This window comes from Nocardioides yefusunii, assembly GCF_004014875.1.
Taxonomy (GTDB): Bacteria; Actinomycetota; Actinomycetes; order Propionibacteriales; family Nocardioidaceae; genus Nocardioides; species Nocardioides yefusunii.
Genome location: NZ_CP034929.1, coordinates 2,925,042 through 2,950,446 on the forward strand (window position 1 = coordinate 2,925,042; position 25,405 = coordinate 2,950,446).

At 70.5% G+C, this 25,405-nt stretch carries 22 protein-coding genes; 2 read left to right on the forward strand and 20 right to left on the reverse strand.

From position 1 onward, the window contains the following. Positions 1-130: 130 nt before the first annotated feature. The 16 genes from EOV43_RS13465 to EOV43_RS13545 form a co-directional block, all read right to left on the reverse strand. Complete coding sequence (locus EOV43_RS13465) at positions 131-1,147, reverse strand: polyprenyl synthetase family protein (RefSeq protein ID WP_128221750.1); 1,017 nt, start codon at positions 1,145-1,147, stop codon at positions 131-133. Beyond that, entirely contained in the window at positions 1,135-2,868 is a 1,734-nt protein-coding gene (gene nuoN, locus EOV43_RS13470; RefSeq protein WP_128221751.1) for an NADH-quinone oxidoreductase subunit NuoN, read from the reverse strand. The genes EOV43_RS13465 and nuoN overlap by 13 nt, the downstream gene beginning before the upstream one ends. Further along, positions 2,865-4,442 (reverse strand): NADH-quinone oxidoreductase subunit M, encoded by a 1,578-nt coding sequence (locus EOV43_RS13475; protein ID WP_128221752.1) that lies wholly within the window; start codon positions 4,440-4,442, stop codon positions 2,865-2,867. Before EOV43_RS13475 ends, nuoN begins: the two co-directional genes overlap by 4 nt. Before the next feature lie 106 nt (positions 4,443-4,548). Then, on the reverse strand, positions 4,549-6,513 hold the full coding sequence (nuoL, locus tag EOV43_RS13485; protein WP_206611331.1) for an NADH-quinone oxidoreductase subunit L: 1,965 nt from the start codon (positions 6,511-6,513) through the stop codon (positions 4,549-4,551). 7 nt (positions 6,514-6,520) lie between these two features. Then, the gene (nuoK, locus tag EOV43_RS13490; protein ID WP_128221754.1) at positions 6,521-6,820 is read right to left on the reverse strand and encodes an NADH-quinone oxidoreductase subunit NuoK; all 300 of its coding nucleotides are present in this window, start codon (positions 6,818-6,820) and stop codon (positions 6,521-6,523) included. Continuing rightward, positions 6,820-7,587, reverse strand: a complete 768-nt coding sequence (locus EOV43_RS13495; RefSeq protein ID WP_128221755.1) for an NADH-quinone oxidoreductase subunit J — start codon at positions 7,585-7,587, stop codon at positions 6,820-6,822. Before EOV43_RS13495 ends, nuoK begins: the two co-directional genes overlap by 1 nt. Further along, positions 7,584-8,165, reverse strand: a complete 582-nt coding sequence (gene nuoI / locus EOV43_RS13500) for an NADH-quinone oxidoreductase subunit NuoI (protein ID WP_128221756.1) — start codon at positions 8,163-8,165, stop codon at positions 7,584-7,586. The genes EOV43_RS13495 and nuoI overlap by 4 nt, the downstream gene beginning before the upstream one ends. Beyond that, positions 8,162-9,481 (reverse strand): NADH-quinone oxidoreductase subunit NuoH, encoded by a 1,320-nt coding sequence (gene nuoH / locus EOV43_RS13505; protein ID WP_128221757.1) that lies wholly within the window; start codon positions 9,479-9,481, stop codon positions 8,162-8,164. Before nuoH ends, nuoI begins: the two co-directional genes overlap by 4 nt. After that, positions 9,478-11,988: an NADH-quinone oxidoreductase subunit G gene (locus tag EOV43_RS13510; protein ID WP_128221758.1), complete on the reverse strand. Its 2,511-nt coding sequence runs from the start codon at positions 11,986-11,988 to the stop codon at positions 9,478-9,480. Before EOV43_RS13510 ends, nuoH begins: the two co-directional genes overlap by 4 nt. Then, positions 11,985-13,307, reverse strand: a complete 1,323-nt coding sequence (gene nuoF, locus EOV43_RS13515; protein ID WP_128221759.1) for an NADH-quinone oxidoreductase subunit NuoF — start codon at positions 13,305-13,307, stop codon at positions 11,985-11,987. The genes EOV43_RS13510 and nuoF overlap by 4 nt, the downstream gene beginning before the upstream one ends. After that, positions 13,304-14,020 (reverse strand): NADH-quinone oxidoreductase subunit NuoE, encoded by a 717-nt coding sequence (nuoE, locus tag EOV43_RS13520; RefSeq protein ID WP_128221760.1) that lies wholly within the window; start codon positions 14,018-14,020, stop codon positions 13,304-13,306. Before nuoE ends, nuoF begins: the two co-directional genes overlap by 4 nt. Then, entirely contained in the window at positions 14,017-15,357 is a 1,341-nt protein-coding gene (locus tag EOV43_RS13525; RefSeq protein ID WP_128221761.1) for an NADH-quinone oxidoreductase subunit D, read from the reverse strand. Before EOV43_RS13525 ends, nuoE begins: the two co-directional genes overlap by 4 nt. Beyond that, positions 15,357-16,061: an NADH-quinone oxidoreductase subunit C gene (locus tag EOV43_RS13530; RefSeq protein WP_128221762.1), complete on the reverse strand. Its 705-nt coding sequence runs from the start codon at positions 16,059-16,061 to the stop codon at positions 15,357-15,359. Before EOV43_RS13530 ends, EOV43_RS13525 begins: the two co-directional genes overlap by 1 nt. Continuing rightward, positions 16,058-16,612, reverse strand: coding sequence for a NuoB/complex I 20 kDa subunit family protein (locus EOV43_RS13535; RefSeq protein WP_128221763.1), 555 nt, complete (start codon positions 16,610-16,612; stop codon positions 16,058-16,060). Before EOV43_RS13535 ends, EOV43_RS13530 begins: the two co-directional genes overlap by 4 nt. A gap of 124 nt (positions 16,613-16,736) precedes the next feature. Continuing rightward, a complete protein-coding gene (locus EOV43_RS13540; RefSeq protein ID WP_128221764.1) occupies positions 16,737-17,102 on the reverse strand; it encodes an NADH-quinone oxidoreductase subunit A in 366 nt (121 codons plus the stop codon). A 261-nt stretch (positions 17,103-17,363) separates the two neighbouring features. Continuing rightward, complete coding sequence (locus EOV43_RS13545) at positions 17,364-18,053, reverse strand: demethylmenaquinone methyltransferase (RefSeq protein ID WP_128221765.1); 690 nt, start codon at positions 18,051-18,053, stop codon at positions 17,364-17,366. 65 nt (positions 18,054-18,118) lie between these two features. Here EOV43_RS13545 and EOV43_RS13550 point away from each other — a divergent pair, with 65 nt between their 5' ends. Continuing rightward, complete coding sequence (locus EOV43_RS13550) at positions 18,119-19,444, forward strand: isochorismate synthase (RefSeq protein ID WP_128221766.1); 1,326 nt, start codon at positions 18,119-18,121, stop codon at positions 19,442-19,444. Between the two features lie 78 nt (positions 19,445-19,522). On the opposite strand, the gene EOV43_RS13555 is transcribed toward EOV43_RS13550, so the two are convergent. Next, the gene (locus tag EOV43_RS13555; protein WP_128221767.1) at positions 19,523-20,170 is read right to left on the reverse strand and encodes an MBL fold metallo-hydrolase; all 648 of its coding nucleotides are present in this window, start codon (positions 20,168-20,170) and stop codon (positions 19,523-19,525) included. 91 nt (positions 20,171-20,261) lie between these two features. Here EOV43_RS13555 and EOV43_RS13560 point away from each other — a divergent pair, with 91 nt between their 5' ends. After that, positions 20,262-21,695, forward strand: coding sequence for a glycoside hydrolase family 16 protein (locus EOV43_RS13560; protein WP_128221768.1), 1,434 nt, complete (start codon positions 20,262-20,264; stop codon positions 21,693-21,695). Between the two features lie 56 nt (positions 21,696-21,751). On the opposite strand, the gene menD is transcribed toward EOV43_RS13560, so the two are convergent. Genes menD through EOV43_RS13575 form a run of 3 tightly spaced genes read right to left on the reverse strand, consistent with a single transcriptional unit; the run spans position 21,752 to position 25,373 of the window. After that, positions 21,752-23,371 carry a 2-succinyl-5-enolpyruvyl-6-hydroxy-3-cyclohexene-1-carboxylic-acid synthase gene (gene menD, locus EOV43_RS13565; protein WP_128221769.1) on the reverse strand — a complete coding sequence of 540 codons (1,620 nt, stop codon included), beginning with the start codon at positions 23,369-23,371 and terminating at the stop codon, positions 21,752-21,754. After that, the gene (locus tag EOV43_RS13570; RefSeq protein ID WP_128221770.1) at positions 23,368-24,339 is read right to left on the reverse strand and encodes an o-succinylbenzoate synthase; all 972 of its coding nucleotides are present in this window, start codon (positions 24,337-24,339) and stop codon (positions 23,368-23,370) included. The genes menD and EOV43_RS13570 overlap by 4 nt, the downstream gene beginning before the upstream one ends. Further along, entirely contained in the window at positions 24,336-25,373 is a 1,038-nt protein-coding gene (locus EOV43_RS13575; RefSeq protein ID WP_239022133.1) for an AMP-binding protein, read from the reverse strand. Before EOV43_RS13575 ends, EOV43_RS13570 begins: the two co-directional genes overlap by 4 nt. Positions 25,374-25,405 lie beyond the last annotated feature (32 nt).

Here is a 25,405-nt window from a genome sequence, read left to right on the forward strand (position 1 = left end):
TTCCACCTTGGCAGCGGCCACGCGACGCGGCCATACCTCAGGAGCGTGACCTGCACGCTGCAGTCGTGGAACGACGAAGGTCCCGTCCACCACGACGGCGGGACGGGACCCTCGAGGAGTCTGCGGTGAATCAGGAGGAGCGGAAGGCCACCACGTCGGCGAACGTCTCCAGCGCCTCACGGACGCCGCCCTCAGGCAGCACCTTCAGCAGCGCCTTGGCCTGCTCAGCCTGGTCCTGGACGTAGGCCTGGGCACGCTCCATCGCGGGGTGCGCGCGGAGCAGCGTCAGCGCCTCGGCGACCTCGTCCTCGTCGGTGATCGGACCGGCGAGCAGCGCCTTGAGGCGGTCGTCGGCCGGGTCGGTGGAGGCCTGGGCCATCAGCGTCGGGAGCGTCGGGACGCCCTCGCGCAGGTCGGTGCCGGGCGTCTTGCCGGAGTCCTCGGAGTCGGAGGCGATGTCGAGGATGTCGTCGGAGAGCTGGAACGCCGAGCCGACGATGGTGCCGTAGGCGGCCAGGGCCTCCACGACCTCCTCCGAAGCGCCGGCGAACATCGCGCCGTAGCGGGCCGAGGTGGCGATCAGCGAACCGGTCTTGCCGTCCACGACCTCGAGGTAGTGCTGCAGCGGGTCGGTGCCCTCGGCCGGCGCGACGCCCTCGAGGATCTGACCCTCGACCAGCTCGGTGAAGGTGCGGGCCTGGATCCGGACGGCCTCAGGACCGAGGTCGGCGGTGAGCTCCGAGGAGCGTCCGAAGAGGAAGTCGCCCACGAGGATCGCGGTGTTGTTGTCGTACTTGGCGTTCGCGGTGGGGGCACCACGACGCAACGGGGCCTCGTCCATCACGTCGTCGTGGTACAGCGACGCGACGTGCGTCAACTCCACGACACAGGCGGACTTGAAGACCTCTTCGGCCGCCGGGTTGGGGCCGGTCTCAGCGGCCAGCAGGACCAGCAGCGGACGGAACCGCTTGCCGCCGGCGGACATCAGGTGAGCCGCAGCCTCGGAGACGTAGGTGGTGCGGGCCTGGGTGTACCCGGCCAGCATCTCCTCGACCGTGGCGAGGCGCTCCTTGAGGCGCTCAGCCAATGCCTCGTCGACGACGGGGAGGGCCAGTCCGGCAGTTGCGTCAGTGCTCACCTGATCCATTCTCCCGCACGCCCCACGAGATCGACCAATGGGTCCGGAAGCACGCCGAGCACGAGGGTGGCGGCCGCGGCCACCACGATCACGGACCCGGTCAACCACGTCATCGGCAGGACCGTCACTTCAGTCCCTTGCGTCACAACAGGGCGGGTGGCCACGCTCACCGAGGTGTCGCCACCACCCCCGATGTCGGTTCCGGCCGTCTCCCGAACCACGGCGACGGGCAGCGGCTCGGCGAAGAACATCTGCCCGATCACCCGGACGTAGAACGCCGCCGCGACCCCACTGGTGAGCACCGCGACCACCACGACCACCCAGTGACCGTCGCTCGCAGCCGTCTCGAAGACCGCCCACTTCCCGACGAACCCTGACGTCAACGGGATCCCGGCCAGGGCCAGCACCAGGAACCCGAACGCCGCCGCCGTCCACGGGGCGCGCCGCCCCAGACCACGCCAGCTCTGCAACGACGTCGCCTCGGCCCCAGCCGCTCCGTCGGCACCGCTCTCGCGCACCGTCGAGACCACCGCGAACGCGCCGACCGTGGTGAGCGCGTACGCGGTCAGGTAGATCAGGACCGCGGTGGTGACACCGAGTCCGGTGGAATCGGCCTCGTTCGACGGCTTGCCGAGCAGACCCACCATCAGGAACCCGGCGTGGGCCACCGAGGAGTACGCCAGGAGCCGCTTGACGTCATCCTGGGTGAGGGCGAAGAGGGTGCCGACGACCATCGACACGAGCGCGAGTGCCGCGACCGCAGGCGTCCAGTCGTCGCGCACCGAACCGAAGGCGCTGAGCAGCAACCGGGTCAGCGCAGCGAACGCGGCGACCTTCGTGGCGGCGGCCATCCAGGCCACCAGCGGACTCGGCGCTCCCTGGTAGACGTCCGGCGTCCAGGCGTGGAACGGCGCGACGCCCACCTTGAACCCGAGGCCGACGAGCAGCAGACCGATCGCGGCGAGCAGCAGCACCCGGTCCGGCGCTCCCGCCTCGCCCTCCCCCGCCACGGCGACCGCGACGGCGTCGTAGGTGGTGGAACCGGCGATGCCGTAGGTGAACGCGATCCCCATCAGCAGGAACGCCGACGCGAACGCACCGAGCAGGAAGTACTTCAGGGCCGCTTCCTGACTGAGCAGGCGGTGACGCCGAGCCGTCGCACAGAGCAGGTAGAGCGGCAGGGACAGGATCTCGACGGCGATGAAGAGGACCAGCAGGTCGTGGGCGGCGACCAGCAGCAGTCCCCCGGCGACCGCGAAGAGCAGCAGCGGGTACACCTCGGTCTGCTCCCACCGGGCCCGGGCGGCAGGCTGGTCGTGCTCGTCCTGCGGCGCGACGGCGGCCTGTCCGGCGAAGCTGCTCAGACCGCCCACGCTGCGGTCGGCGAAGAGCGCCGTGCCGAGCAGGGCCAGCACCAGCAGCAGTCCCCAGAGGTAGAACGTCGGGCCGTCCAGGGCCAACGACCCCATCGCCCCGACGACGCCGGAGGCGCTCAGCCCCGACACGTCGACGCCGCTGGCCTCGGGCAGGTCGAGGGAGACCGCCAGCGTCGCCACGATCGCGGCGACCAGGACGACGGCGGTGAGCAGCGTCTGGACAAGGAACCTGCGCGGACGCGGGACGAACGCCTCCACCAGCACCGCCAGGAACGCTCCGGCCAGAACGATCAGCAGGGGCGAGAGGTGGCCGTACTCCAGCGACGGTTTCGCGAACTCGGCGACGTCGTTCACGGGGCGACCTCCTCGGCCTCGGCTGCCTGCTCGGCTGATTGGTCGGGACGGGTGACGTCGGGCCGATCATCGACGACACCGACGCTGGTGAAGAGACGGTCGACGCTCTCGTCGACCGGGTCGAGGACCGGCGCCGGACGCACCCCGAGGACGACGAGGGCCACCAGCACCGGCGCCAGCGCCCACACCTCACGGGCCGAGAGGTCGACGACGCCCGCGAGCTCAGGCCGTTCGGGGCCGGTCATGGTGCGGCGGTAGGCGGAGAGGACGTAGACGGCGGCCAGCACGATCGAGGTGACCGCGACCGCGCCCACCCACCACGCCCAGCCGAACGCGGCCACGATGACGAGGAGCTCGGAGACGAACGGCGACAGGCCCGGGAGCCCGACGGTGGCCATCCCGGCGACGACGAAGAGCCCGGCCAGCACCGGTGCCGCCTTCTGCACCCCGCCCATCGCGGCGATCGAGGTGGTGCCGGTGCGCTGCACCAAGTAGCCCGCGACGAGGAACAACGCCGCGGTCGCGAGGCCGTGGTTGACCATGTAGAGCACCGCACCCGAACCGCCGGGACGGGACCAGACGAAGATCCCGACGGTGATCAGCCCGAAGTGCGACAGCGACGTCAGACCGACGAGGCGGAGCAGGTCGTCGGAGCCGATCGCGAGCAGCGCGCCGTAGACCACCGAGATCAGCGCGAGGGTCAGCACCAGCGGCGTCGCCCACTCCGACGCCTCGGGCAGCAGCCCCAGGCAGAACCGCAGCATCCCGTAGGTGCCGATCTTGTCGAGGACGCAGACCAGCAGCACCGACGTCCCCGCGGAGGCCTGACCGGTGGTGTCGGCCAGCCAGGTGTGCAGCGGGAACAACGGCGCCTTGGCCGCGAACGCGACGAAGAACGCCACGAAGAGCCAGCGCTGCGTCGTGGGGTCGAGGTCGAGGGCAGCGAGGTCGCTGAGCAGGTAGGAGGGGGTCTCCCCCGGACTGCCTGACTGTGCCGCCGCCTGGGCGGAGACGACGTAGAGGCCGATGATCCCGGCCAGCATCACCAGTCCCCCGGCGAGCTGGAAGAGCAGGAACTTGGTGGCGGCACGGGCGCGTCCTTCGCGGCCGAACCCGGCGACGAGGAAGTACGCCGGGATCAGGGTCGCCTCGAAGACGACGTAGAAGAGCAGCGCGTCGGTGGCGAGGAAGACCACGAGGCTGAGTGCTTCGAGGGCGAGGGTCCAGGCCATGAACGAGCGGGGGCGACCTTCGTCCATCCGACGCCACTCCGCCACCATCACCACCGGCACCAGGAACGCGGTGAGCAGCACCATCACCAGCGAGATCCCGTCGACGCCGAGCGCCCAGTGGGTGCCGAAGAGGGTGATCCAGTCGTGGGTCTCGGCGAACCGCATCCCGCCCGCGTCGGCGTCAGCGCCGCTGTAGCGGAACCACACCACCACGGGCAGGACGAGGGCGGCGAGACCGAATCCGATCCCCACCTTCTTGGACGTGGATGCGTCGAGCGGGGCGAGTGCCACCACCAGCGCTCCCACCAGCGGAACCAGGACCAGCCAGGTCAGTACACCCATCAGCGCTGTCCTCCCCTCGTCATCGCGTCGGTCGTCACGGCGGTCGTCACGGCGGTCGTCGCGTCGGTCGTCACGGCGGTCGTCACGGCGGCCTTCAATGCGCAGGTCATGAGCGTCCCGGTCCCATCAGCCACAGCAGCAGTACCAACGCCACTGCCCCGCCCACGGCCGAGAGTGCGTACGAGCGGGCGTACCCGTTCTGCGCCTTCCGCACGAGGGTCGAGAAGAGCCCGGCACCCTCCGCGCCGCCCTCGACCACTCCGTCGACGACGGCCCGGTCGAAGGTCACCAGGCCCGACGCCAAGCGACGGGTGGGTGCGACGACGAGCCCCTCGGTGGCTGCGTCAACGCCGAGTCCGGCGCGTGCTGCCCGGACCAGGACGTTGCCGCGCGGCGCCACGTCGGGAACCCGTCGGGCCCCGACCAGGAACCATGCGGCCGCGACCCCGACGGCGACCACGACGGTCACCGCGAGCGTCACCACCCAGGTCGGGACGGCCAGTTCGTGGTGCGGTGCGGTCCCGACCACCGGCGTCAGGAAGTCGACGATCCAGTTGCCCACCAGCAGGAAGCCACCGAAGACCGACAGCACGGCGAGCACCATCATCGGGGCGGTCATCGCCTTCGGGGACTCGTGCGGTTCGACGCCGTCGCGCCACCGCCTCTGGGTCCAGAACGTCATCAGGAACATCCGGGTCATGTAGAAACCGGTGATCCCGGCGCCGAGCAGGGCCAGCAGACCGACGGTCGGGTTCTCGGCGAGCGCGGTCTCGATCACCTTGTCCTTCGACCAGAAGCCGGAGAACCCGGGGAAGCCGATGATCGCCAGGTAGCCGAGCGCGAACGTGGCGTAGGTGGCGGGCAGGACGCGTTCGAGGCCGCCGTAGTGGCGAAGGTCGACGTCGTCGTCCATCGCGTGCATCACCGAGCCGGCACCGAGGAACATCGTGGCCTTGAAGAAGCCGTGGGTGAGCAGGTGCAGGATCGCGAAGGCGTACCCGACAGTGCCGAGCCCGGCCGCCAGCACCATGTAGCCGATCTGGCTCATCGTGGAGGCGGCGAGCACCTTCTTGGCGTCGTCCTGCGCGCAACCCAGGACCGCTCCGTAGAGCAGCGTCACCACCGCGACCACCACGACGGCGGTCTGCGCGGTGGGGGCGAACTCGAGGACGAAGCTGGAACGCACCAGCAGGTAGACGCCGGCCGTCACCATCGTGGCGGCGTGGATCAGCGCCGAGACCGGGGTGGGGCCCTCCATCGCGTCGAGCAGCCAGCCCTGCAACGGCACCTGCGCAGACTTGCCGCAGGCCGCGAGCAGGAGCAGCAGACCGAGCGCGGTCATGGTCCCCTCCCCGGCCGCCGGGGTGAGCGCGCTGACGGCGGCGAAGTCGACCGACCCGAAGCTGGCGACCATCAGACCGATGCCGAGGGCGAGCCCGACGTCGCCGATCCGGTTGGTGACGAACGCCTTCTGTCCGGCCGCTGCCGCGGACGGCTTGTGCTGCCAGAACCCGATCAGCAGGTACGACGCCAGCCCGACGCCCTCCCAGCCCAGGAACAGCACCACGTAGTTGCCGCCCAGGACGAGGACGAGCATCGCGGCGACGAAGAGGTTGAGGTACCCGAAGAACCGACGACGGCGTTCTTCGTGAGCCATGTAGGCGGTCGAGTAGACGTGGACGAGCGTCGCGACGCCGGTGACGAGCAACAGGAACAGGATGCTGAGCGGGTCCAGGAGCAAGTCGAAACCGACGGTGAAGCTGCCTGCGGAGAACCACGTCCACAGATGTTGGGAGACCTGTCGGTCTGCGCTGTCGCGGGAGAGCAACGCGACGAGCAACGCCACCGAGACGACGAACGACGCCGCCACCAGTGCGGTCGCGACCCACGGCGCGACCCGGTCGAACACGCCCCGCGCAGCGCCGGGCAACAGCGGGGCAACCAGCAGCAGGAGCACCGCGCCGGCCAGCGGCAGTGCCGGCACCAGCCACAGCAGCGACAGCCACCCCTCGGCCGGGGTCGGGTCGACGACGGGCACCACGTGTTCGGCGGCGGTCAGAAGAAGGGACATGTCCGCCTCAGCCCCTCAGCAGGTGGGCGTCGTCGACGGACGCGGTCCGACGCGAACGGTGGACGGTCATGATGATCGCGAGCCCGACGACCACCTCGGCGGCCGCGACCACCATCACGAAGAACGCCGCGATCTGCCCCTCCAGATTGCCGTGCTGGCGGGCGAAGGTGACGAAGGTGAGGTTGCAGGCGTTCAGCATCAGCTCGACGCACATGAACACCACCAGGGCGTTGCGGCGCACCAGCACGCCCACCGCTCCGATCGCGAAGAGCAGCGCCGCCAGCACCAGCAGGGGTCCGGTCTCCATCAGTCCTCCTCCTCCGTGACGCGGCCGGCGACCTGGTCGAGGACGACGTCGATGTGAGCCGCCTCCGGCCCGACCGCTCGCACCTGGTCACGTCCCGCCAACGGGCGTGGCACCGACGCGGGCGCCGGGCTGCCGTCGGGCAGCAGCGCAGGGGTGTCGACGGAGTTGCTGCGAGCGTAGACGCCGGGAGCAGGACGCGGCCCGGGGTGCATCCCGGTCTCGGCGTAGGCCTGGATCCGGGCGGCGGCGAGTCGGGCCTGGGTGACGCGCGGGCCGGCCTCGCGGTGGGTCAGCATCATCGCGCCGACCGCGGCGGTGACGAGCAGGGCGCTGGTGGCCTCGAAGGCGAGCACCCAACGGCTGAACAGGAGGTCGGCGATCGCCTCGACGTTGCCGCCCGCGTTCACCTCCCCCAGCCCGGTCGCGGCACCGAACCCGACCTGCGCGACGCCGATCGCCAACGTCAGGGCCAGCAACGTGCCCAGTACGACGGCTCCCGCGCGCTGGCCGGGGATCGTCTCGCCTGCGTCGTCGGAGTGGTCGACGCCGACGAGCATCACCACGAACAGGAAGAGCATCAGCACGGCGCCGGTGTAGACGATCACCTGGACCACGAAGAGGAAGGGCGCTTCGAGGCCGAGGTAGAGCCCGGCCATCGAGATCATCACCACCGCCAGCAGCAGGGCGGCGTGCACGGCGCTGCGGACGAACAGGATGCCGAGCGCGCAGAGCACCATCACCGGGGCGAGGATCCAGAAGGCGGTCACCAGTTCTCCTCCTCGTCGCGGACGGCCTCCTCGGCGAGCGCCGAGACGGCGGCGGGGTCGAACTCTCCGCGGTAGTAGGACTGGGCGTCGTCGGCGAGCAGCATCGGGTGCGGCGGCGCTTCCATCGCCTCGCCGAGCGGGGCGAGGAGCTGTTCCTTGGTCCAGATCAGGGCGCCGCGGGAGTCGTCGGCGAGTTCGTACTCGTTGGTCATGGTCAGGGCCCGCGTCGGGCAGGCCTCGACGCAGAGTCCGCAGAGGATGCAGCGCAGGTAGTTGATCTGGTAGACCGCGCCGTAACGCTCACCGGGGCTGTAGCGCTCCTCGTCGGTGTTGTCGGCACCCTCCACGAGGATCGCGTCGGCGGGGCAGGCCCACGCGCAGAGCTCACACCCGACGCACTTCTCCAGCCCGTCGGGCCAGCGGTTGAGCTGGTGGCGTCCGTGGAACCGGGGCGCGGTGGGCTGCTTCTCGAACGGGTACTGCTCGGTGACGGGTTCGCGGAACATCGTCGTGAACGTCACCCCGAAGCCGGCGACCTTGTCGGTGAACGACTCGCGTGGTTCCTGCTGCTCGCTCATCGCTGCTCACCTGCCGCTTCCTCGAGGACTGGGGGAACCGCCACGGGCGTGGGGTCGAAGACGAGCGGGGCGGCAGCGCCGCGGACCGGGCCACCGGCGGGCATCGGCGGGACCGGGAACGCCGGGACGTCGTGCCCGGCCGGGGTCGGGACCTCGCAGGTGGGCACCTCGACCCGATCCCGACGCCGCGGCCACACCAGGAAGGCGACCACCGCGACGACACCGAGCACCGACACGGTCGTGAACAGCACCGTCCGGGACCAACCACCGTCGACGGCGACCGCACGGATCCCGGCCACGACGACGATCCAGGCCAGCGACGCCGGGATCAGGACCTTCCAGCCCAACGCCATGAACTGGTCGTAGCGCAGGCGCGGGAGGGTGCCGCGCAGCCAGATGAACCCGAAGATGAAGCAGAACATCTTCGCGAAGAACCAGAGCGCACCCCAGGCTCCGTCGTCGGCGCCGGGCCACAGGTGGCTGACGCCCCACGGAGCGTGCCAACCGCCGAGGAAGAGGGTGGTGGCGAGCGCGGAGACGGTGGCCATGTTGATGTACTCGGCCAGGAAGAACATCGCGAACTTCATCCCGGAGTACTCGGTGTGGAATCCGCCGACGAGTTCGCCCTCCGCTTCGGGCAGGTCGAAGGGGGCACGGTTGGTCTCGCCGACCATCGCGACGACGTAGACGCAGAACGACGGCAGCAGGAGCAGCCCGAACCAGAGCCCGTCCTGCGCCTCGACGATCTCCGAGGTCGACATCGACCCCGCGAACAGGAAGACCGCCACGAACGAGAGCCCCATCGCGATCTCGTAGGAGATCATCTGGGCGCTGGAGCGCAGCCCGCCGAGCAGCGAGTACGTCGACCCCGACGACCAGCCGGCCAGCACGATCCCGTAGATCCCGATCGAGGCCGTCGCCACCACGAAGAGCACCGCGACCGGCATGTCGGTCAGCTGCAGCGGGGTGACGGTGTCGGTGAACGGGATCCGCACCTCACCGGCGAACGGGATCACCGCGAACGTCACGAACGCCGGGACCACGATGATCAGCGGCGCGAGGACGAAGACGACCTTGTCGGCCGCGCTCGGGATGATGTCCTCCTTGAACATCAGCTTGGTGCCGTCGGCCAGCGACTGCAGCAGTCCGAAGGGGCCGTTGACGTTGGGCCCGATCCGGTGCTGCATCCGGGCCACGACGCGCCGCTCGAACCAGATGTTGAAGAGCGTCAGCAGCACCAGGACGAGGAACACCCCGACGGCCTTGAGCAGCACCGTGGGGAAGGAGTCGTGACCGAAGAGGTCGAGGCCGTTCATGCCGACACCTCCTGGTCCGGCGACACGACGGGCGACGCGACGCGGGCAGGCCGCACGTCGACGCCCTGACCCGGCGCGGCGAGCTCGGCCCAGACCCCGCGCCCGTGGGAACGGGTCGGGATCCAGACGACGCCGTCGGGCAGGTCGGCCACCGCACACGGCAACGTCCAGGCGCCGCGGTCACCGGCGACGTCGACGAGGTCTCCCGGCGTGACACCGAGCCGGTCGAGGTCGGTGGTCGACATCGCCACCACCGCTGGGCGCATCGTCGCGAGCAGGGCGTCCTGCCCGGCCAGCAGGGAGGCGTGGTCGACGAGCTGGCGGTGCGTGGCCAGCACGAAGTGGCCCCCACCGGCGTCGGGCGCAGGCAGCGGTGGCGCAGCGACGACCCCGGTCGGGGCAGCCGCTCCGCCGAGCGCCGCGATCTCCTCCTGGAGTTGGTCGACGTTCTCCCAGCCCAACGGGCGTCCCAGCGCGGTCGCGATCTCGGACAGGACCCGCCACTCCGGCAGCGAGCCGGGGACGTCGAAGATCTGCTCGAAGCCGCGTTCGCGGGCGTCCCACGTGAGGAAGGTGCCTTCGCGTTCGGTGACCGGCGCGACCGGGAGGACGACGTCGGCGGCCAGTGCCACGTCGCTCCAGGCGAGTTCGAGGGAGACGACGTGGGTGGCCTTGGCGACCGCCGTGCGGAAGCCGGACGGGTCGGGGGTGTCGTCGGGGTCGACGCCGCCGACCAACAGCGAGGTGATCGTCTCGGCCCGGGCAGCAGCGACGATGCCGGTCAGATCGCGGCCCACCTGCTCGGGCAGGTCGCCGAAGGCCGCACCGATCAGGGCTCGGTCGGCTGCGGCCTCGAGGTGTCGTCCGCCGGGCAGCAGGCCCGGCAGCAGCCCGGCCTCGACCGCACCGCGGTCCCCGGCACGACGGGGCACCCAGGCGAGTCGAGCGCCGGTGCGGGCGACGAGTTCGGTGACGGCGACGAGTGCGCCGGGGCTGGTGGCGAGGCGTTCCCCGACCAGGACGACGTCGCCCCGACCCAGGCTGACGCCGCTGGACTGCGGGCTGGCGAGGTGGTCGTCCAGCGTCGCGAGCAGGGCTGCTTCCCGTCCGGGGACGACGTGGTGGACGTCGGCGTCGAGCTTGGCCAACCCACGCGTGGTGAACGGCGCGAGCGCCACCACACGGGTGCCGTACCCCTTCACGGCCGTGCGCAGCCGCAGGAAGAGCGTTCCGGCTTCGTCCTCGGGATCGAGCCCGACCAGGACGACGGTGTCTGCCGCCTCGAGGTCGGCGTAGGTGGGCACCTGGGTCTCGGCGAGACGCCCGGCGACGAACCGGCTCAGGAACCACGCCTCCTCGGCGGAGTGCGGGCGGGAGCGGAAGTCGACGTCGTCGGTGCGGAGCACGGTGCGGGCGAACTTCGACCACGCGAAGGCGTCCTCGACCGGCATCCGTCCTCCGGTGAGGACGCCGACCGGTCCGGCCTGCAGGGCAGTTGCGGCACGGGCGATCGCCTCGGGCCACGACGCCGGACGCAGTTCGCCGCGGCTGCGACGCCCCGAGCCCTCGGCAGGCAGGTCGCGGACCCACGGGTGGGTGATCCGGCGTGAGGCGCGGGTGTAGGAGAACGCGAAGCGGTCCTTGTCGCTGATCCACTCGGTGTTGACGGCCGGGTCGTTGCCTGCGAGTCGACGCACCACCTTGCCGCGGCGGTGGTCGACGCGGATCGCGGCACCGCAGGCGTCGTGCTCGGCCACGGACTCGGTCGAGACGAGGTCGAAGGGCCGGGCCCGGAACCGGTAGTCCACCGAGGTGAGGGCCCCGACCGGGCAGATCTGAACGGTGTTGCCGGCGAAGTAGCTCAGGAACGGCGCCTCGGGGGCGATCCCGATCTGCTGCTGCGCACCGCGTTCGACCAGGGAGATGAACGCGTCCCCGGCGACCTCGTCGGCGAACCGGGTGCAGCGCTGGCACACGATGCAGCGTTCGCGGTCGAGCAGGATCTGCGGGCTCAACGGGATCGGCTTCTCGAAGGTCCGCTTCGTCATGCCCTGATCGGCGAACCGCGACTCGGAGCGTCCGACGCTCATCGCCTGGTTCTGCAGCGGGCACTCGCCGCCCTTGTCACAGACCGGGCAGTCGAGGGGGTGGTTGATCAGGAGCAGTTCCATGACGCCGCGTTGGGCCTTCTCGGCCCCAGGCGACGTGTGCTGGGTACGGACCTCCATGCCTTCGGACGCCACCAGCGTGCAGGACGCCTGCGGCTTCATCCGTCCGGGTGGGCCCTGCATCTGCCGCATCGTGCCGTCGGGGCCGGGCGTCGCGACCTCCACCAAGCACTGGCGGCACGCGCCGGCCGGGGCGAGCAGCGGGTGGTCACAGAAACGCGGAATCTCGATCCCGACCTGTTCGGCGGCCCGGATCACCAGGGTCCCCTGCGGGACGGTGACGGTGACGCCGTCGATCGTCAGCGTCACGGTCGGGATGACGTTCTCGGACGCAGTCACGACAGCGCCTCCTCACGGGCCCAGACCGTGGAGCGTCGGGGATCGGACGGGCATCCGCCCTCACGCAGGTGCGCCACGTACTCGTCGCGGAAGTGGGTGATCGAGGAGATGATCGGCGAGACCGCGCCGTCGGCCAGGGCACAGAAAGAGCGTCCGGCGATGTCGTCGCACTGGTCGAGGAGCTGGTCGAGGTCGGTCTCGCTGCCCTGCCCGGCCTCGAGGCGCCTCAGCACCTGCACCAGCCACCACGTTCCCTCGCGGCACGGGGTGCACTTGCCGCACGACTCGTGCTTGTAGAACTCCGTCCACCGCAGCACCGCGCGGACCACGCAGGTGGTGTCGTCGAAGACCTGCAGGGCGCGGGTGCCGAGCATCGACCCCGCGGCGGCCACCGACTCGAAGTCGAGGGGGACGTCGAGGTGATCGGCGGTCAGCAGGCCCGTCGACGAGCCGCCCGGCGTCCAGAACTTCAGTGTGTGGCCCGGGCGCACTCCCCCGGCGAGGTCGATCAGTTCACGCAACGTGATCCCGAGCGGAGCCTCGAACTGGCCGGGGTTCACGACGTGGCCCGAGAGGCTGAAGATCCCGAACCCGTTGGACTTCTCCGTCCCCATCGCGGCGAACCACTCCGGGCCGTTCGCGACGATCGCGGGCACCGACGCGACCGACTCGACGTTGTTGATCACCGTCGGGCAGGCGTAGAGCCCTTCGAGGGCCGGGAACGGGGGCCGCAGCCGGGGTTGACCGCGTCGGCCTTCGAGGGAGTCGAGCAACGCCGACTCCTCGCCGCAGATGTAGGCACCGGCCCCGGCGTGCACGACGAGGTCGAGGTCCCAACCGGAGCCGTGGACGTCCTGGCCGAGGTGCCCGGCCATGTAGGCCTCCGCGACGGCCTTGCGGAGACGTCGGATGACGTGCAGGACCTCGCCCCGGACGTAGATGAAGGCGTGGTTGGCGCGGATCGCGTACGCGGCCAGGATCACGCCCTCGACCAGGGTGTGCGGCGCGGCCATCATCAGCGGGATGTCCTTGCAGGTGCCCGGCTCGGACTCGTCGGCGTTGACCACGAGGTACTTCGGCTTCGTGCCGCCGGGGACGTCCGCTCCCTGCGGGATGAAGCCCCACTTCATGCCGGTGGGGAAGCCTGCGCCGCCGCGGCCGCGGAGTCCGGCGGTCTTGACCATGTCGATGACGGCGTCAGGCCCGGCCGCGAAGGCGGTGTCGAGGGTCCGGTAGCCGCCGCGGGCCTCGTGGGCCTCGATCGTCCAGGAGCGGTCCTCGCCCCAGTTGTCGGTGAGGACGGGCGTCAACGTCGTCACGACTGCTCACCCGGCTCTGCAGGCTCGGGGGCCGTCCAGCCGCGTTCACGGGCGATCTCGCGTCCCCGGACCGACGCCGGGCCGGCCGAGGGTCCTTCGTCGGCGAGGTCGTCGGGGAACCCGGCGATCACGCGTTCGGCCTCGCGCCACGTCACCAGCCGGGCCCCACGGGTGGAGCGGACCTCGCGCCCGGACCGCAGGTCCTCGACGAACGCGAGCACCGACTCCGGGGTCTGGTTGTCCATGAACTCCCAGTTCACGGTCGCGACGGGTGCGTAGTCGCAGGCCGCGTTGCACTCGATCCGTTCCAGCGAGACGGTCGCGACGTCGCCGCCCCGGCGGGTGGCGGTCTCGTCGTGGCCGATCTTCAGGTGGGATGAGACGGCGTCCCAGATCTCGTCCCCGCCGAGCACCGCGCAGAGGGTGTTGACGCAGATCCCGACGTGGAAGTCGCCGACCTGACGCCGCTTGTACATCGTGTAGAACGTCGCGACGCCGCTCACCTCGGCGGGCGTCGTGCCGGTGGCCTCGGCGCAGGCCCGGATTCCTTCGGGAGTGATCCGGCCCTGGGCGGACTGCACGAGGTGCAGCATCGGCAGCAGCCCGGACCGCTTGTGCGGGTAGCGGGCGGAGATCTTGGCCAGCTCGGCCACCGTCTCGGCGCTGAGCGGTTCGGTGCTGAGGGGTTCGGTGCTGAGGGGTTCGGTGCTCATCGGTCCACGCCTCCCATCACCGGGTCGATGGAGGCGATCGCGACGATGACGTCGGAGATCGTCCCGCCCTCGCTCATCACCGCGGTGCCCTGCAGGTTCACGAACGAGGGGTCCCGGAAGTGCGCCCGGAACGGCTTCTTGCCGCCGTCGGAGACGAGGTGGGCGCCGAGTTCGCCGCGGGGTGACTCCACGGGGACGTAGACCTGCCCGGCCGGGACCGGGAAGCCTTCGGTGACCAACTTGAAGTGGTGGATCAGGCTCTCCATCGACTCCCCCATGATCTTCCGGACGTGGTCGCGGGAGTTGCCCAGACCGTCGGCGCCGACCGAGAGCTGGCTGGGCCAGGCGATCTTCTTGTCGGCCACCATCACCGGGGCCCCCACGAGGTCGGCGAGCCGGTCGACGGCCTGGGAGACGAGCCGCAGCGACTGCTGCATCTCCTCCAGGCGCACCCGGAACCGTCCGTAGGCGTCCGCGGTGTCCCAGGTGATGACGTCGAAGTCGTAGGTCTCGTACCCGCTGTAGGGCTGGGTGCGGCGCAGGTCCCATGGGTAGCCGGTGGCGCGCAGCGGCGGCCCGGTGATCCCCAGAGCGGTGCAGCCGGCGAGGTCGAGGACCCCGACGCCGTCGAGGCGGCGGCGGAAGATCGGGTTGGCGTTGCAGAGCGCGGCGTACTCGGGCAGCCGCTTCTGCATTAGCGCGACGAACGTGCGCAGGTCGTCGAGGGCCCCGTGCGGGAGGTCCTGGGCGACGCCGCCGGGACGCAGGAACGCGTGGTTCATCCGCAGGCCGGTGATCGTCTCGAAGAGGTCGAGGACGAGTTCGCGTTCGCGGAACCCCATCGTCATGACCGTCAGCGCACCGATCTCCATGCCGCCGGTGGCGATCGCGACGAGGTGCGAGGAGATCCGGTTGAGCTCCATCAGCAGGACCCGCATCACCTGCGCCTTCTCGGGAACGTCGTCGGTGATGTCGAGGAGTCGTTCGACGCCGAGGACGTAGGTGGCCTCGTTGAAGAACGGGGAGAGGTAGTCCATCCGGGTGCAGAACGTGACGCCCTGGGTCCAGGTGCGGAACTCCATCGACTTCTCGATGCCGGTGTGGAGGTAGCCGATCCCGCAGCGGGCCTCGGTGACGGTCTCGCCCTCGAGCTCGAGGATGAGGCGCAGCACGCCGTGGGTGGAAGGGTGCTGGGGACCCATGTTGACCACGACGCGTTCGCGGGTGGGGACGGCTCCGCGGCGGTCGTGGAGACGGTCCTGGACGGCGGTGGCGATCTCGTCCCAGTCCTGGCCGGTGACCGTGACGGTGAGCGGTTCGTCGGTGGCGTGTGTCATCAGTTGTACGACCTCCGCTGGTCCGGGGGCGGGGTGGTGGCGCCCTTGAAGGTCACGCCGATCCCGCCCAACGGGTAGTCCTTGCGTTGCGGGTGGCCCGGCCAGTCGTCGGGCATCAGGATCCGGGTCAGCGCGGGGTGGCCGTCGAAGACGACGCCGAACATGTCCCACACCTCGCGTTCGTGCCAGTCCGCCGTCGGGTAGACGCCGACCAGGCTGGGCACGCGGGCGTCATCCTGGGGTGCGGTGGCCTCGACCCGGACCCGGCGGTTGTGCGTCATGGAGAGCAGGTGGGTGACGACGTGGTGCTCGCGGCCTGCGTCGTCGGGGACGTGCACCCCGGAGACGCCTGAGCAGACCTCGAACCGCAACCGGGGGTCGTCGCGCAGGGTGCGGGCGACGGCGACGAGATGCTCGCGCGGGACGTGCACGGTGAGTTCGCCACGGAAGACGACGACGCGAGTCACTGCGTCGGGCCCGACGACGTCGAAGAGGACGTCGACGCACTCGTCGAACCAGCCGCCGTACGGCCGGGGCGCGGACTCGGGCTCGAGGACCGGCTGGACGAGGCCGGCGTACCCGGAGACGTCGCCCGTGCCACGGCCGCCGAACATGCCGCGTCGGACCCCGACCGCACGCCGGGTCTGTTCCTGACGTTCTGGCGGGGACCCCTGCGGGGAGCCCTGCTGGGGAGGCTGCGTCATCGTCGGCCTCCCTCGTGCCGCGAGAGCGGGACGGCCTTGAGGGCTGCGTCCTCGCGCTCGAGGGTCTCGGCGGCGAGGTTCTTGCCCATCGCGGTGTGCTGGACCTGCTCGTGGAGCTTGAGGATCGCGTCGATCAGCATCTCGGGGCGCGGCGGGCAGCCGGGCAGGTACATGTCGACGGGGACGACGTGGTCGACGCCCTGGACGATCGCGTAGTTGTTGAACATGCCGCCCGAGGAGGCGCAGACGCCCATCGCGAGGACCCACTTGGGTTCGGGCATCTGGTCGTAGATCTGGCGCAGGACCGGTGCCATCTTCTGGCTGACCCGGCCGGCGACGATCATCAGGTCGGCCTGACGGGGGCTGGCACGGAAGACCTCCATGCCGAAGCGTCCGAGGTCGTACTTGGGGCCACCCGACGTCATCATCTCGATCGCGCAGCAGGCCAGACCGAACGTCGCGGGCCAGAACGACGCCTTGCGCATGTAGCCCGCCAGACCCTCGACGGTGGTCAGCAGGACGCCACTGGGGAGCTTGTCCTCGATGCTCATGCCTTCTCCCCCCTCAGGCGTCGTGAGATGTGCGTCAGGCCAAGGCCGAGGAACGACGACGGCCTCTGTGCGCAGCGCAGCGGAGCGGCCGACGAGGGACGAGAACGCAGGGATGGCGTGCAGATCACGACGCCTCCCAGTCGAGGCCGCCGCGGCGCCAGACATAGGCATAGGCGACGAAGACGGTGGCGATGAAGAGCAGCATCTCGACGAAGCCGAAGAGTCCCATCGCATCCGAGTGGAGGGCCCACGGGTAGAGGAAGACGATCTCGATGTCGAAGACGATGAAGAGCATCGCGGTGACGTAGTACTTCACCGGGATGCGACCGCCGTCGACGGGCTGCGGGGTGGGTTGGACGCCGCACTCGTAGGTGTCGAGCTTGATCGGGTTGTGCCGCTTGGGCCCGACCACCTGCGCGAGCAGGATCGACCCGACGGCGAACAGGGCTGCGATCGCGCCGAGGACGACGACCGGTGTGTAGAGCTCCACGTCTGCCTCTCCCTCCCCTGGGACGTGCCCGTCGGGTGGAGGCGTTCGGCCGGACACGTCCAGCCTTGTGAAAACCTTCACGAGAGGGCCTGCGTTGTGACCCTAGACCCGCGACGTGACCTGAGTCACGCATCTGGGATGAACTGTTACGCAGGGGAGTCATTCCTCGGCGACAATGCACGAAAGCCCGCCTCCCCAGAGGGAGACGGGCCTCGAACAACGTGTCAGGCGGTGCTTCTCAGGCAGTCGCGCGGTGCAGTCTCACGCAGTCGCGCGGTGCAGCGCCACGATGCCGCCGGTCAGGTTGCGCCACTCGGCGTCCTTCCAACCAGCCTCGCCCATCAGCTCGGCCAGACCCTGCTGGTCCGGCCAGGCGCGGATCGACTCCGCGAGGTAGACGTAGGCGTCGGGGCTGGAGGAGACAGCGCGCGCGATCGCGGGCAGCGCCTTCATCAGGTACTCGAGGTAGGCCACACGGAACGGCTTGAAGGTGGGGTGGGAGAACTCCGCCACCACGATCCGGCCGCCGGGCTTGGTGACGCGACGCATCTCGGCGAGCCCCTGGAGCGGGTCGACGATGTTGCGCAGACCGTAGGAGATGGAGACGGCGTCGAAGGTGTCGTCCTCGAACGGAAGCTGGGTGCCGTCACCGGCGACGAACGCCAGGTCGGGACGCTTCGTCTTGCCGGCCTGCAGCATGCCGACGGAGAAGTCGCAGGCCACGACGCGGGCGCCGGCCTTCGCGAACTCCACCGACGAGACGCCGGTTCCGGCAGCGAGGTCGAGGACCAGCTCCCCGTTGGTCGCACCGACGGCAGCAACCGTCTCGCGACGCCACATCGCGTCCTGGCCTCCCGACAGCACCGTGTTGGTGATGTCGTAGCGCTTGGCGACGGCGTCGAACATGCGTCGGACGTCGGACGGCTTCTTGTCGAGTTCTGCGCGGGCCACGGGCCGAGCCTAGTCAGACGGTCGTCAGGGACGGGAACCCAGCCGCAGGGTCGTAGGCTGGACGGGTGAACCAGCCGGCACCCAGCAGCACCTCCGTCGCACTCGCCGAGGAGGCAGTCGCACCTCCTGTGCGGTTGGTCGCACGCACCCGCAGGCTCGACGTGGCCGATGCCGCCGACCTGCTGGCCCTGCTTCCCGAGGACGCACCGGTGGCCTGGATCCGCAACGGCGAGGGCCTCGTCGGATGGGGCGTCGCTGCCCGCGTCACCGCGTCAGGTGCCTCCCGGTTCGCCGACGCCGACACCTGGTGGAACACCGTCGTGGCGGCCGCACAGGTGAACGACGAGGTCGCCCAGCCCGGCACCGGTCTGGTCGCGTTCGGCACGTTCGGCTTCTCCGACGCCCACACCGGCGACTCCTCGCTGGTGGTCCCGCGCGTCGTCGTGGGTCGTCGTGGTGAGCACGCGTGGGTGACCACCGTCGCCGTCGCGGGAGAGGCTCCCGCCGACCTCACTGACGACGACGCCGACGTCTGGCGCACCGAGGTCTCCGCGACCCGCGCCCCGCACGGCCTCACGTTCTCCGACGGTTCCTTGGACGGCGAGACCTGGATGGGTGTCGTCGCCGACGCGGTGCGCCGCATCGACGCCGGGGACCTCGACAAGGTGGTCCTGGCCCGCGACCTGCTGGCCCGCGCGGACGACGACGTCGACGTGCGCTGGCCGCTGCGTCGCCTCGCCACCCAGTACCCGACCTGCTGGACGTTCCACGTCGACGGCATGTTCGGTGCGACGCCCGAGATGCTGCTGCGGCGCGAGCGCGGTCTGGTGACCTCGCGGATCCTGGCCGGCACGATCCGTCGCACCGGTGACGAGGCCCGCGACCTGGCCCTGGCCGGTCAGCTGGCGCACTCGTCGAAGGACCTGGAGGAGCACGAGTACGCGGTCCGTTCGGTGGCCGACGCCCTCGGCCCGCACTGCTCGTCGATGAACGTGCCGGAGAGCCCGTTCGTCCTGCACCTGCCCAACGTCATGCACCTGGCCACCGACGTCAACGGCGTGGTCTCCGACGCGGCGGCTGCGTCGTCGTTGAAACTGGCCGAGGCCCTGCACCCCTCCGCGGCCGTGGGTGGCACCCCCACCCCGACCGCGACCGCGCTGATCGCCGAGATCGAGGGCATGGACCGGGCCCGCTACGCCGCCCCTGTGGGCTGGATCGACGCTGCTGGGGACGGCGAGTGGGGCATCGCGCTGCGCTCGGGCCACGTCAGCGGCAACCAGGTGCGGCTCTTCGCGGGCTGCGGCATCGTCTCGGGCTCGGAGCCCGCCTCCGAGCTCGCGGAGTCCCAGGCGAAGTTCGTGCCGGTGCGCGACTCGCTCGCCACCGACTGACCCAGACGCACCGAACCCCACCGATTTGAGTCGCTGAAACGGCAGTTTCACGACTCAGATCGGTGGGGTTCGCGGGTTTCAGAGGCCGGGTACGTCCTCACCGACGGCGACGCGGGTCCACTCCAGACCGCGCGGGACGGCCAGGTTGTTCATCAGGTTGTCCAGGACTCCGTGGCCCGGGGCGGTGTAGATCGCGTCGTGGATCGGGACGTTGCGGGCTGCGGCGACGGCGCGCACGAACTCGACGGCCTCCGATGCCTTGAGCCACGGGGCGGACGCCGGAGCGAGCAGCAGGTCGACCTTCTGGGTCGGGACGACGAGCGAGTCACCGGGGTGGAAGACCGCGGTGCCGGCGAGGTCGAACAGGAAACCGGAGTTGTCGATCATCGGCAACTCGGGGTGGATCACCGCGTGCTGCTCACCGATCGCGGTGGCGGTCACGCCGGAGACCGTGAACGTCTCACCCGGGGCGACGACGGTGACGCGCTCGGACAGGTCCGGGGCGCTGGCGGCGATCGCCGCCGCGACACCGGCGACGGTGAAGATCGGGGCGTCGACGCGACGCAGGTGGTCGGCGCTGTAGTGGTCGAAGTGCTCATGGGTGATGAGCACGCCGGTGGCTCCGTCGACGGCCTCGGCGTCGGTCAGACCGCCCGGGTCGACGACGAGAGTGGCATTGTCGTGCTCGATGCGGACGCAGGCATGCCCGAACTTCGTGATCCTCATGACCCCGAATGGTAGTGGGAACCTCGGAAAGTCCTGCTGCGTGACCCACATTACGCCGATAGGGTGATGAGAACCCCCGTCCAGAACCACCATGAGGAACCCGATGCTCGGACGCCGGATCACCGTCGCAGCCACACTCACCCTTCTCGCCGCCTGCTCCCAGGGGCCGACCGAGAGCCCGGAGTCCGTCTCCCGAGGCACGCTCGCCCCTGCCTCGTCGGCAACCTCCACCTCCAGCTCGTCCAGCACGGCGCCCACCGCACCGGCGCCTGTCTCCAGCTCGTCCGCCGCGGGGAGTTCCACCAGCCCGGCGGCCAGCATCTCCACCTCCGCCTCGACGACCTCGACGGCCACCGTCTCCACCTCCCCTGCCGGGAAGGTGACGGCCGTAGCCGACGACAAGGGACTCACCGCAGCCCAGGTCTCCACCGTGGCCGGCGCCAAGAGCGCCACCAAGATCACCATGCGTCTCCTGCCGCGCATCGCCCAGCAGGGCAGCAAGAAGGCCTCCCCCGACAACGCCCTCAACGCGATCGAGGTGAGCGTCTCTCCCAAGCGCACCACCCAGGTCCGCCTCCAGGCCAAGTCGGGCAAGAAGTGGGTCAACGTCGCCGTCGCGAAGACCGCCAAGAACGGCACCTACGTCTTCAAGGCCAAGTCCAAGCGTCGTGGCACGTGGGCCACCTACCGCGTCGCGGTCGGCAAGAAGGCCTCCGCGCCCGCGTCCACCAAGATCTGGAAGAAGGCCGACTTCACCGACACCTTCTCCAACGGTGTGCGCTCCAAGTTCTGGAACCACCAGCGTCAGCACTACAACCCCGACGGCCTGCGTCGCTGCTCGAAGGGCAGCCCGAAGGCGGCCACCACGTCCGGTGGCGTGCTCCGGGTGAGTGTCCTCAAGGACACCTCCAAGAAGGGCACCTGCAAGGCCAAGCGCGCCAACGGAAAGTCGTCCCAGGTCGCCTGGCGCCTCAACGGCAACATCTCCACCCAGAACAAGTACTCGTTCAAGTACGGCTACGCCGCCGCGCGCATGAAGTTCCCCCGCTCGATGGGTCAGCACGGCTCGTTCTGGATGCAGCCGCAGGTCCACGAGTCCGGCACCGTCGACCCCAAGCGCACCGGCGCGGAGATCGACGTCATCGAGTCGTTCGGTGAGCGCTACTCCAAGAAGAACCAGGGCATGACCTCGTTCACGTACCACTGGAAGCTGCAGAACAACCAGGGCGTGCGGGTCAAGACCGGTGGCTACATCCCCAACATCAAGTCGTTCCTGGCCAACAAGAGCGACAACTGGTGGGACAAGTACCACGTCTACTCGGTCGAGTGGACGCCCAATTACTACATCTTCCGTATCGACGGCAAGGAGACCTGGCGCTCCTACACCGGCATCTCCGGCCAGCCGCAGTACCTGGCCCTGTCGCTGCTCTCGTCCGACTACGAGATCCACCTGCTGAAGGGCGACAAGAACCTGCCCCAGCACATGTACGTCGACTGGGTGCGCGTCTGGGAGACCGGACGCTGATCCACCGCACGCCCCTGCGCAGCACCTGAACCGCCGCGGACGGATCAGGGCCTGGCTCACCTCTGGTGAGCGAGTGCCTTGATCCGTTCGTCCATTTCACGACGGTCGGCGCGACCCACCTGCACCTCGATCACCTCGATGCCCCCGGCCGGGTGCGCCAGCGCGTGCTGCAGTTCGAGCGCGGAGGTCACCTTCCAGTGCGGGGTGCGGGTCGCGGCACACAACGACGCCACGTCGACGCCGTGCGGGGTGCCGAAGATCCGTTCGAAGTCGTTCGCGTACTCCGGGGCGCCCTGCTCCAGGACGGCGAAGATCGACCCGCCGTCGTCGTTGACCACGACGATCGTCAGGTCAGGGCGCGGCTCGTCGGGGCCGATCACGAGGCCGTTGGAGTCGTGCAGGAACGTGACGTCGCCCATCAGGGCCACTGCGCGGGTGCCGCCGACGGCCTGGGTGGCCAGGGCGGCGCCGATCGCGCTGGAGACGACACCGTCGATGCCGGCCAGGCCACGGTTGCTCATCACCTGGGCGGCGCGTCCGCGCACGGGGGCCATCAGGTCGAGGTCGCGGATCGGGTTGGAGGGGCCGACGAAGAGCAGGTCGGTGCTGCGCAACGACTTCGCGACCGCGGCAGCAGCCTCGTAGGGGGTCACCGCGTCGTCCTCGGCCAGGAGCGTGTCGATCCGCATCCCGAGCGCCCAGTCCTCACGACGCCACGTCTCCAGCCACTCCGCGTCGCGGGTCGCGGTGGCCTCGTCGGCGGTCGGGATCTCGACGTCGTGGACGGAGACGTCGACGCGGAAGGGGCGCGGCGCCCACCGCGGGTCGAGGTCGACGACCTGGACCTCACGACGGGCCAGCAGGCGCGAGACCGGGCGGCTGAGGGTGGGGTGGCCCAGCAGGATGACGCGCTCGACCTGCTCGCCGAGCTCGGTGGAGAGCAGCAGGCGGTAGGTGCGCAGCGCGTGGGCGCCGTCGCGGGCTCCGGAGGACGGTTCGGCGAGGAGCGGCCAGCCGCCGCGTTCGGCGATCATCCGGGCTCGACCGCCGGCGTCGTCACCGGCCACGACGACGGTGCGCGGGCCGTGATCCAGCACCGCGGCACGGGCCGAGCGACGCGGAGCGGCGATCCCGAAACCGTTCGCTGCGGCCGGGGCCGGACGCGGGGACCAGTCGTCGCCGGGCGTCAGCGGCTCGGCGAACTGCAGGTTGAGGTGGACCGGGCCACCGGAGTTGAGCAGCGGCACCAGTTCGCCGCGCACTTGGTAGGCGTCGGAGACGTCGACGGTGCGGGCGCGGAGCAGACCGATCTGGTCGGTGGTCTGCGAGGCGCTGGTGCCGCGCAGTGACTCGGGGCGATCTGCTGCCAGGACGATCACCTGGGCGTCGACGTGCGAGGCCTCCAGGACAGCCGGGGCGAGGTTGGCGACCGCGGTGCCCGAGGTGCAGGCCACCGCCACCGGGCGACCGGAAGCGCGGCTCAGGCCGAGGGCGAGGAAGCCGGCGCTGCGTTCGTCGATCCGCACGTGCAGCCGGATCGCACCCGACCGCGACGCCGCGAGCAACGCGAACGAGAGCGGGGCGTTGCGCGAGCCCGGCGACAGGACCGCTTCCCGCACACCGTTGTCGATCAGGGTGCTGACGACGGCGCGGGCCAGTTCGGTGGAGTCACTCACAGGGAGTGATCCTCCCCCACCGTGCGCACCGCAGCCATTCGACGCACCCAGTGGGCGGCCCGGTCGCTGGGCGCGGCGAGGCGGCGCAGGATCTCCTCGGAGACGGTGACGTCACGGACCGGGAGGTGGCCGGCGACCGGCAGCAGCGGCTCGTCGGCGAGGTCGGCGGTGAACATCTGCACCGTCGCGAGACCGCAGGCGTGCTGCAGGTCGGGCAGGGCCGCGGCGAGCGCGACGCCGGCGGCGATGCCCACGCTGGACTCCAACGCCGAGGAAACGACGACGGGCAGGCCGATGTCCTCCGCGATCCGCAGGCAGGCGCGGACTCCGCCGAGGGGCTGGACCTTGAGCACCGCGACGTCGGCGGCCTCGAGGTCGCGCACCCGGTAGGGGTCCTCGGCACGACGGATCGACTCGTCGGCGGCGATCGGGACGTCGACGCGGCGACGCACCTTGGCGAGTTCCTCGACGTCCATGACGGGCTGTTCGACGTACTCCAGTCCCCCGGCGGCACGGTCAAGGACGGGGATCGAGGCGATCGCGGTGTCGAGGTCCCAGAGGCCGTTGACGTCGATCCGGATCTTCGCCCCCGGCCCCATCGCGTCGCGGACGGCCTCGAGTCGGGCGATGTCGTCGGCGAGGGTCTGGCCGGGGTCGGCGACCTTCACCTTGGCGGTGGTGCAGCCGCCGCGGGCGACGATCTCGCGGGCCCGTTCGGGGCCCACTGCGGGGACGGTGACGTTGACGGGGACGCTGCTGCGCAGCGGGACGGGCCAGTCACCGGCGACGGCTTCCTCGGCGGCGCGCAGCCACGGCAGCGCGACCTCGGGCGAGTACTCCAGGAACGGGCTGAACTCGCCCCAGCGGGTGATCCCGTCGTCGCCGCGGCGGCCCATCAGGACGCCTTCGCGCACGGTGATGCCCCGGAAGCGGTTGCGCAGCGGGACCGACCAGACGTGGACGCTCATGCGGCACCGCCTGCGGCGAGGGCACGGACTCCGGTGCGGTCGACCTTGCCGTTGCCGAGCAGCGGCAGGGCGTCGACGACGACGAGGCGGCGCGGCGCCCAGGCACGGGGGTGGGTGGCTGCGACGTGGTTGCGCAGTGCGTCGAGTTCCGGGGTCCGGCCAGCGGCGGGCACGACGACGGCGACCACCTCGGTCCCCCATTCGACGCTGTCGACGCCGGCGAGTTCGGCCTGGTCGACGTCCACGTGGGTGAGCAGCGCGGTGCGCACCGCGGGCAGCGGCACGTTGACGCCCCCGGAGACGACGACGTCGTCGGCACGGCCCAGGATCTTCAGGCGACCGTCGTGGTCGAGGGTGCCGAGGTCGTTGGTGACGTACCAGCCGTCGACGAGGGTCTCGGCGGTGAGCGCGTCGTCGTCGAGGTAGCCGGAGAAGATCGTGGGGCCCCCCAACCTGACCCGTCCGGTCGCGTCGATCGCGACGCCGACGCCGTCGAGGGGGTGGCCGTCGTAGACGCAGCCACCGGCGGTCTCCGAGGCCCCGTAGGTGGCCACGACCCGGATCCCGACGGCTTCGGCGCGGGCGCGCAGTCCGGCGTCGACAGGACCGCCGCCGAGCAGCACGGCGTCCATCGCAGCCAGCGCGGCGACGTCGTCGGGAGAGTCCATCATCCGGTGCAGTTGGGTGGGGACCAGCGAGGTGAACGCGGCCGGTCCGTCGGCGTCGGCGAAGGCGCCCAGGACGGGGTCGTGTCCGGCGACCAGTGACCGGACGATCACCTGGACGCCGGCGACGTAGGAGGACGGCAGGACCAGCGCCCAGCGTCCACCGGTGGCGTCGGGGGAACCTGCCAGGCGGGTCGCGGAGGCGTGCACGGAGGCGAGGACGGCGTCGCGGGTGAGCACGACGCGCTTGGGGTGTCCGGTGGAGCCTGAGGTCTCGATCAGCAGCGGGACCGGAGCCGTGGCGTCCAACCAGTCGCGCAGTTGCTGCACGGCCTCGGCGGGTGTTTCGGACGGGCGCAGGAAATCCACGGCCCCCACGCTATCCCCCGACTCCACGAGCG

Excerpts from the sequence above, each read along its gene's own strand:
- EOV43_RS13465 (WP_128221750.1), bottom strand. The coding sequence starts at position 1,147 with ATGGATCAGGTGAGCACTGACGCAACTGCCGGACTGGCCCTCCCCGTC.
- EOV43_RS13475 (WP_128221752.1), bottom strand. The coding sequence starts at position 4,442 with ATGGGTGTACTGACCTGGCTGGTCCTGGTTCCGCTGGTGGGAGCGCTG.
- nuoL (WP_206611331.1), bottom strand. The coding sequence starts at position 6,513 with ATGTCCCTTCTTCTGACCGCCGCCGAACACGTGGTGCCCGTCGTCGAC.
- nuoK (WP_128221754.1), bottom strand. The coding sequence starts at position 6,820 with ATGGAGACCGGACCCCTGCTGGTGCTGGCGGCGCTGCTCTTCGCGATC.
- nuoI (WP_128221756.1), bottom strand. The coding sequence starts at position 8,165 with ATGAGCGAGCAGCAGGAACCACGCGAGTCGTTCACCGACAAGGTCGCC.
- nuoH (WP_128221757.1), bottom strand. The coding sequence starts at position 9,481 with ATGAACGGCCTCGACCTCTTCGGTCACGACTCCTTCCCCACGGTGCTG.
- nuoE (WP_128221760.1), bottom strand. The coding sequence starts at position 14,020 with ATGAGCACCGAACCCCTCAGCACCGAACCCCTCAGCACCGAACCGCTC.
- EOV43_RS13525 (WP_128221761.1), bottom strand. The coding sequence starts at position 15,357 with ATGACACACGCCACCGACGAACCGCTCACCGTCACGGTCACCGGCCAG.
- EOV43_RS13530 (WP_128221762.1), bottom strand. The coding sequence starts at position 16,061 with ATGACGCAGCCTCCCCAGCAGGGCTCCCCGCAGGGGTCCCCGCCAGAA.
- EOV43_RS13535 (WP_128221763.1), bottom strand. The coding sequence starts at position 16,612 with ATGAGCATCGAGGACAAGCTCCCCAGTGGCGTCCTGCTGACCACCGTC.
- EOV43_RS13555 (WP_128221767.1), bottom strand. The coding sequence starts at position 20,170 with ATGAGGATCACGAAGTTCGGGCATGCCTGCGTCCGCATCGAGCACGAC.
- EOV43_RS13560 (WP_128221768.1), top strand. The coding sequence starts at position 20,262 with ATGAGGAACCCGATGCTCGGACGCCGGATCACCGTCGCAGCCACACTC.
- EOV43_RS13570 (WP_128221770.1), bottom strand. The coding sequence starts at position 24,339 with ATGAGCGTCCACGTCTGGTCGGTCCCGCTGCGCAACCGCTTCCGGGGC.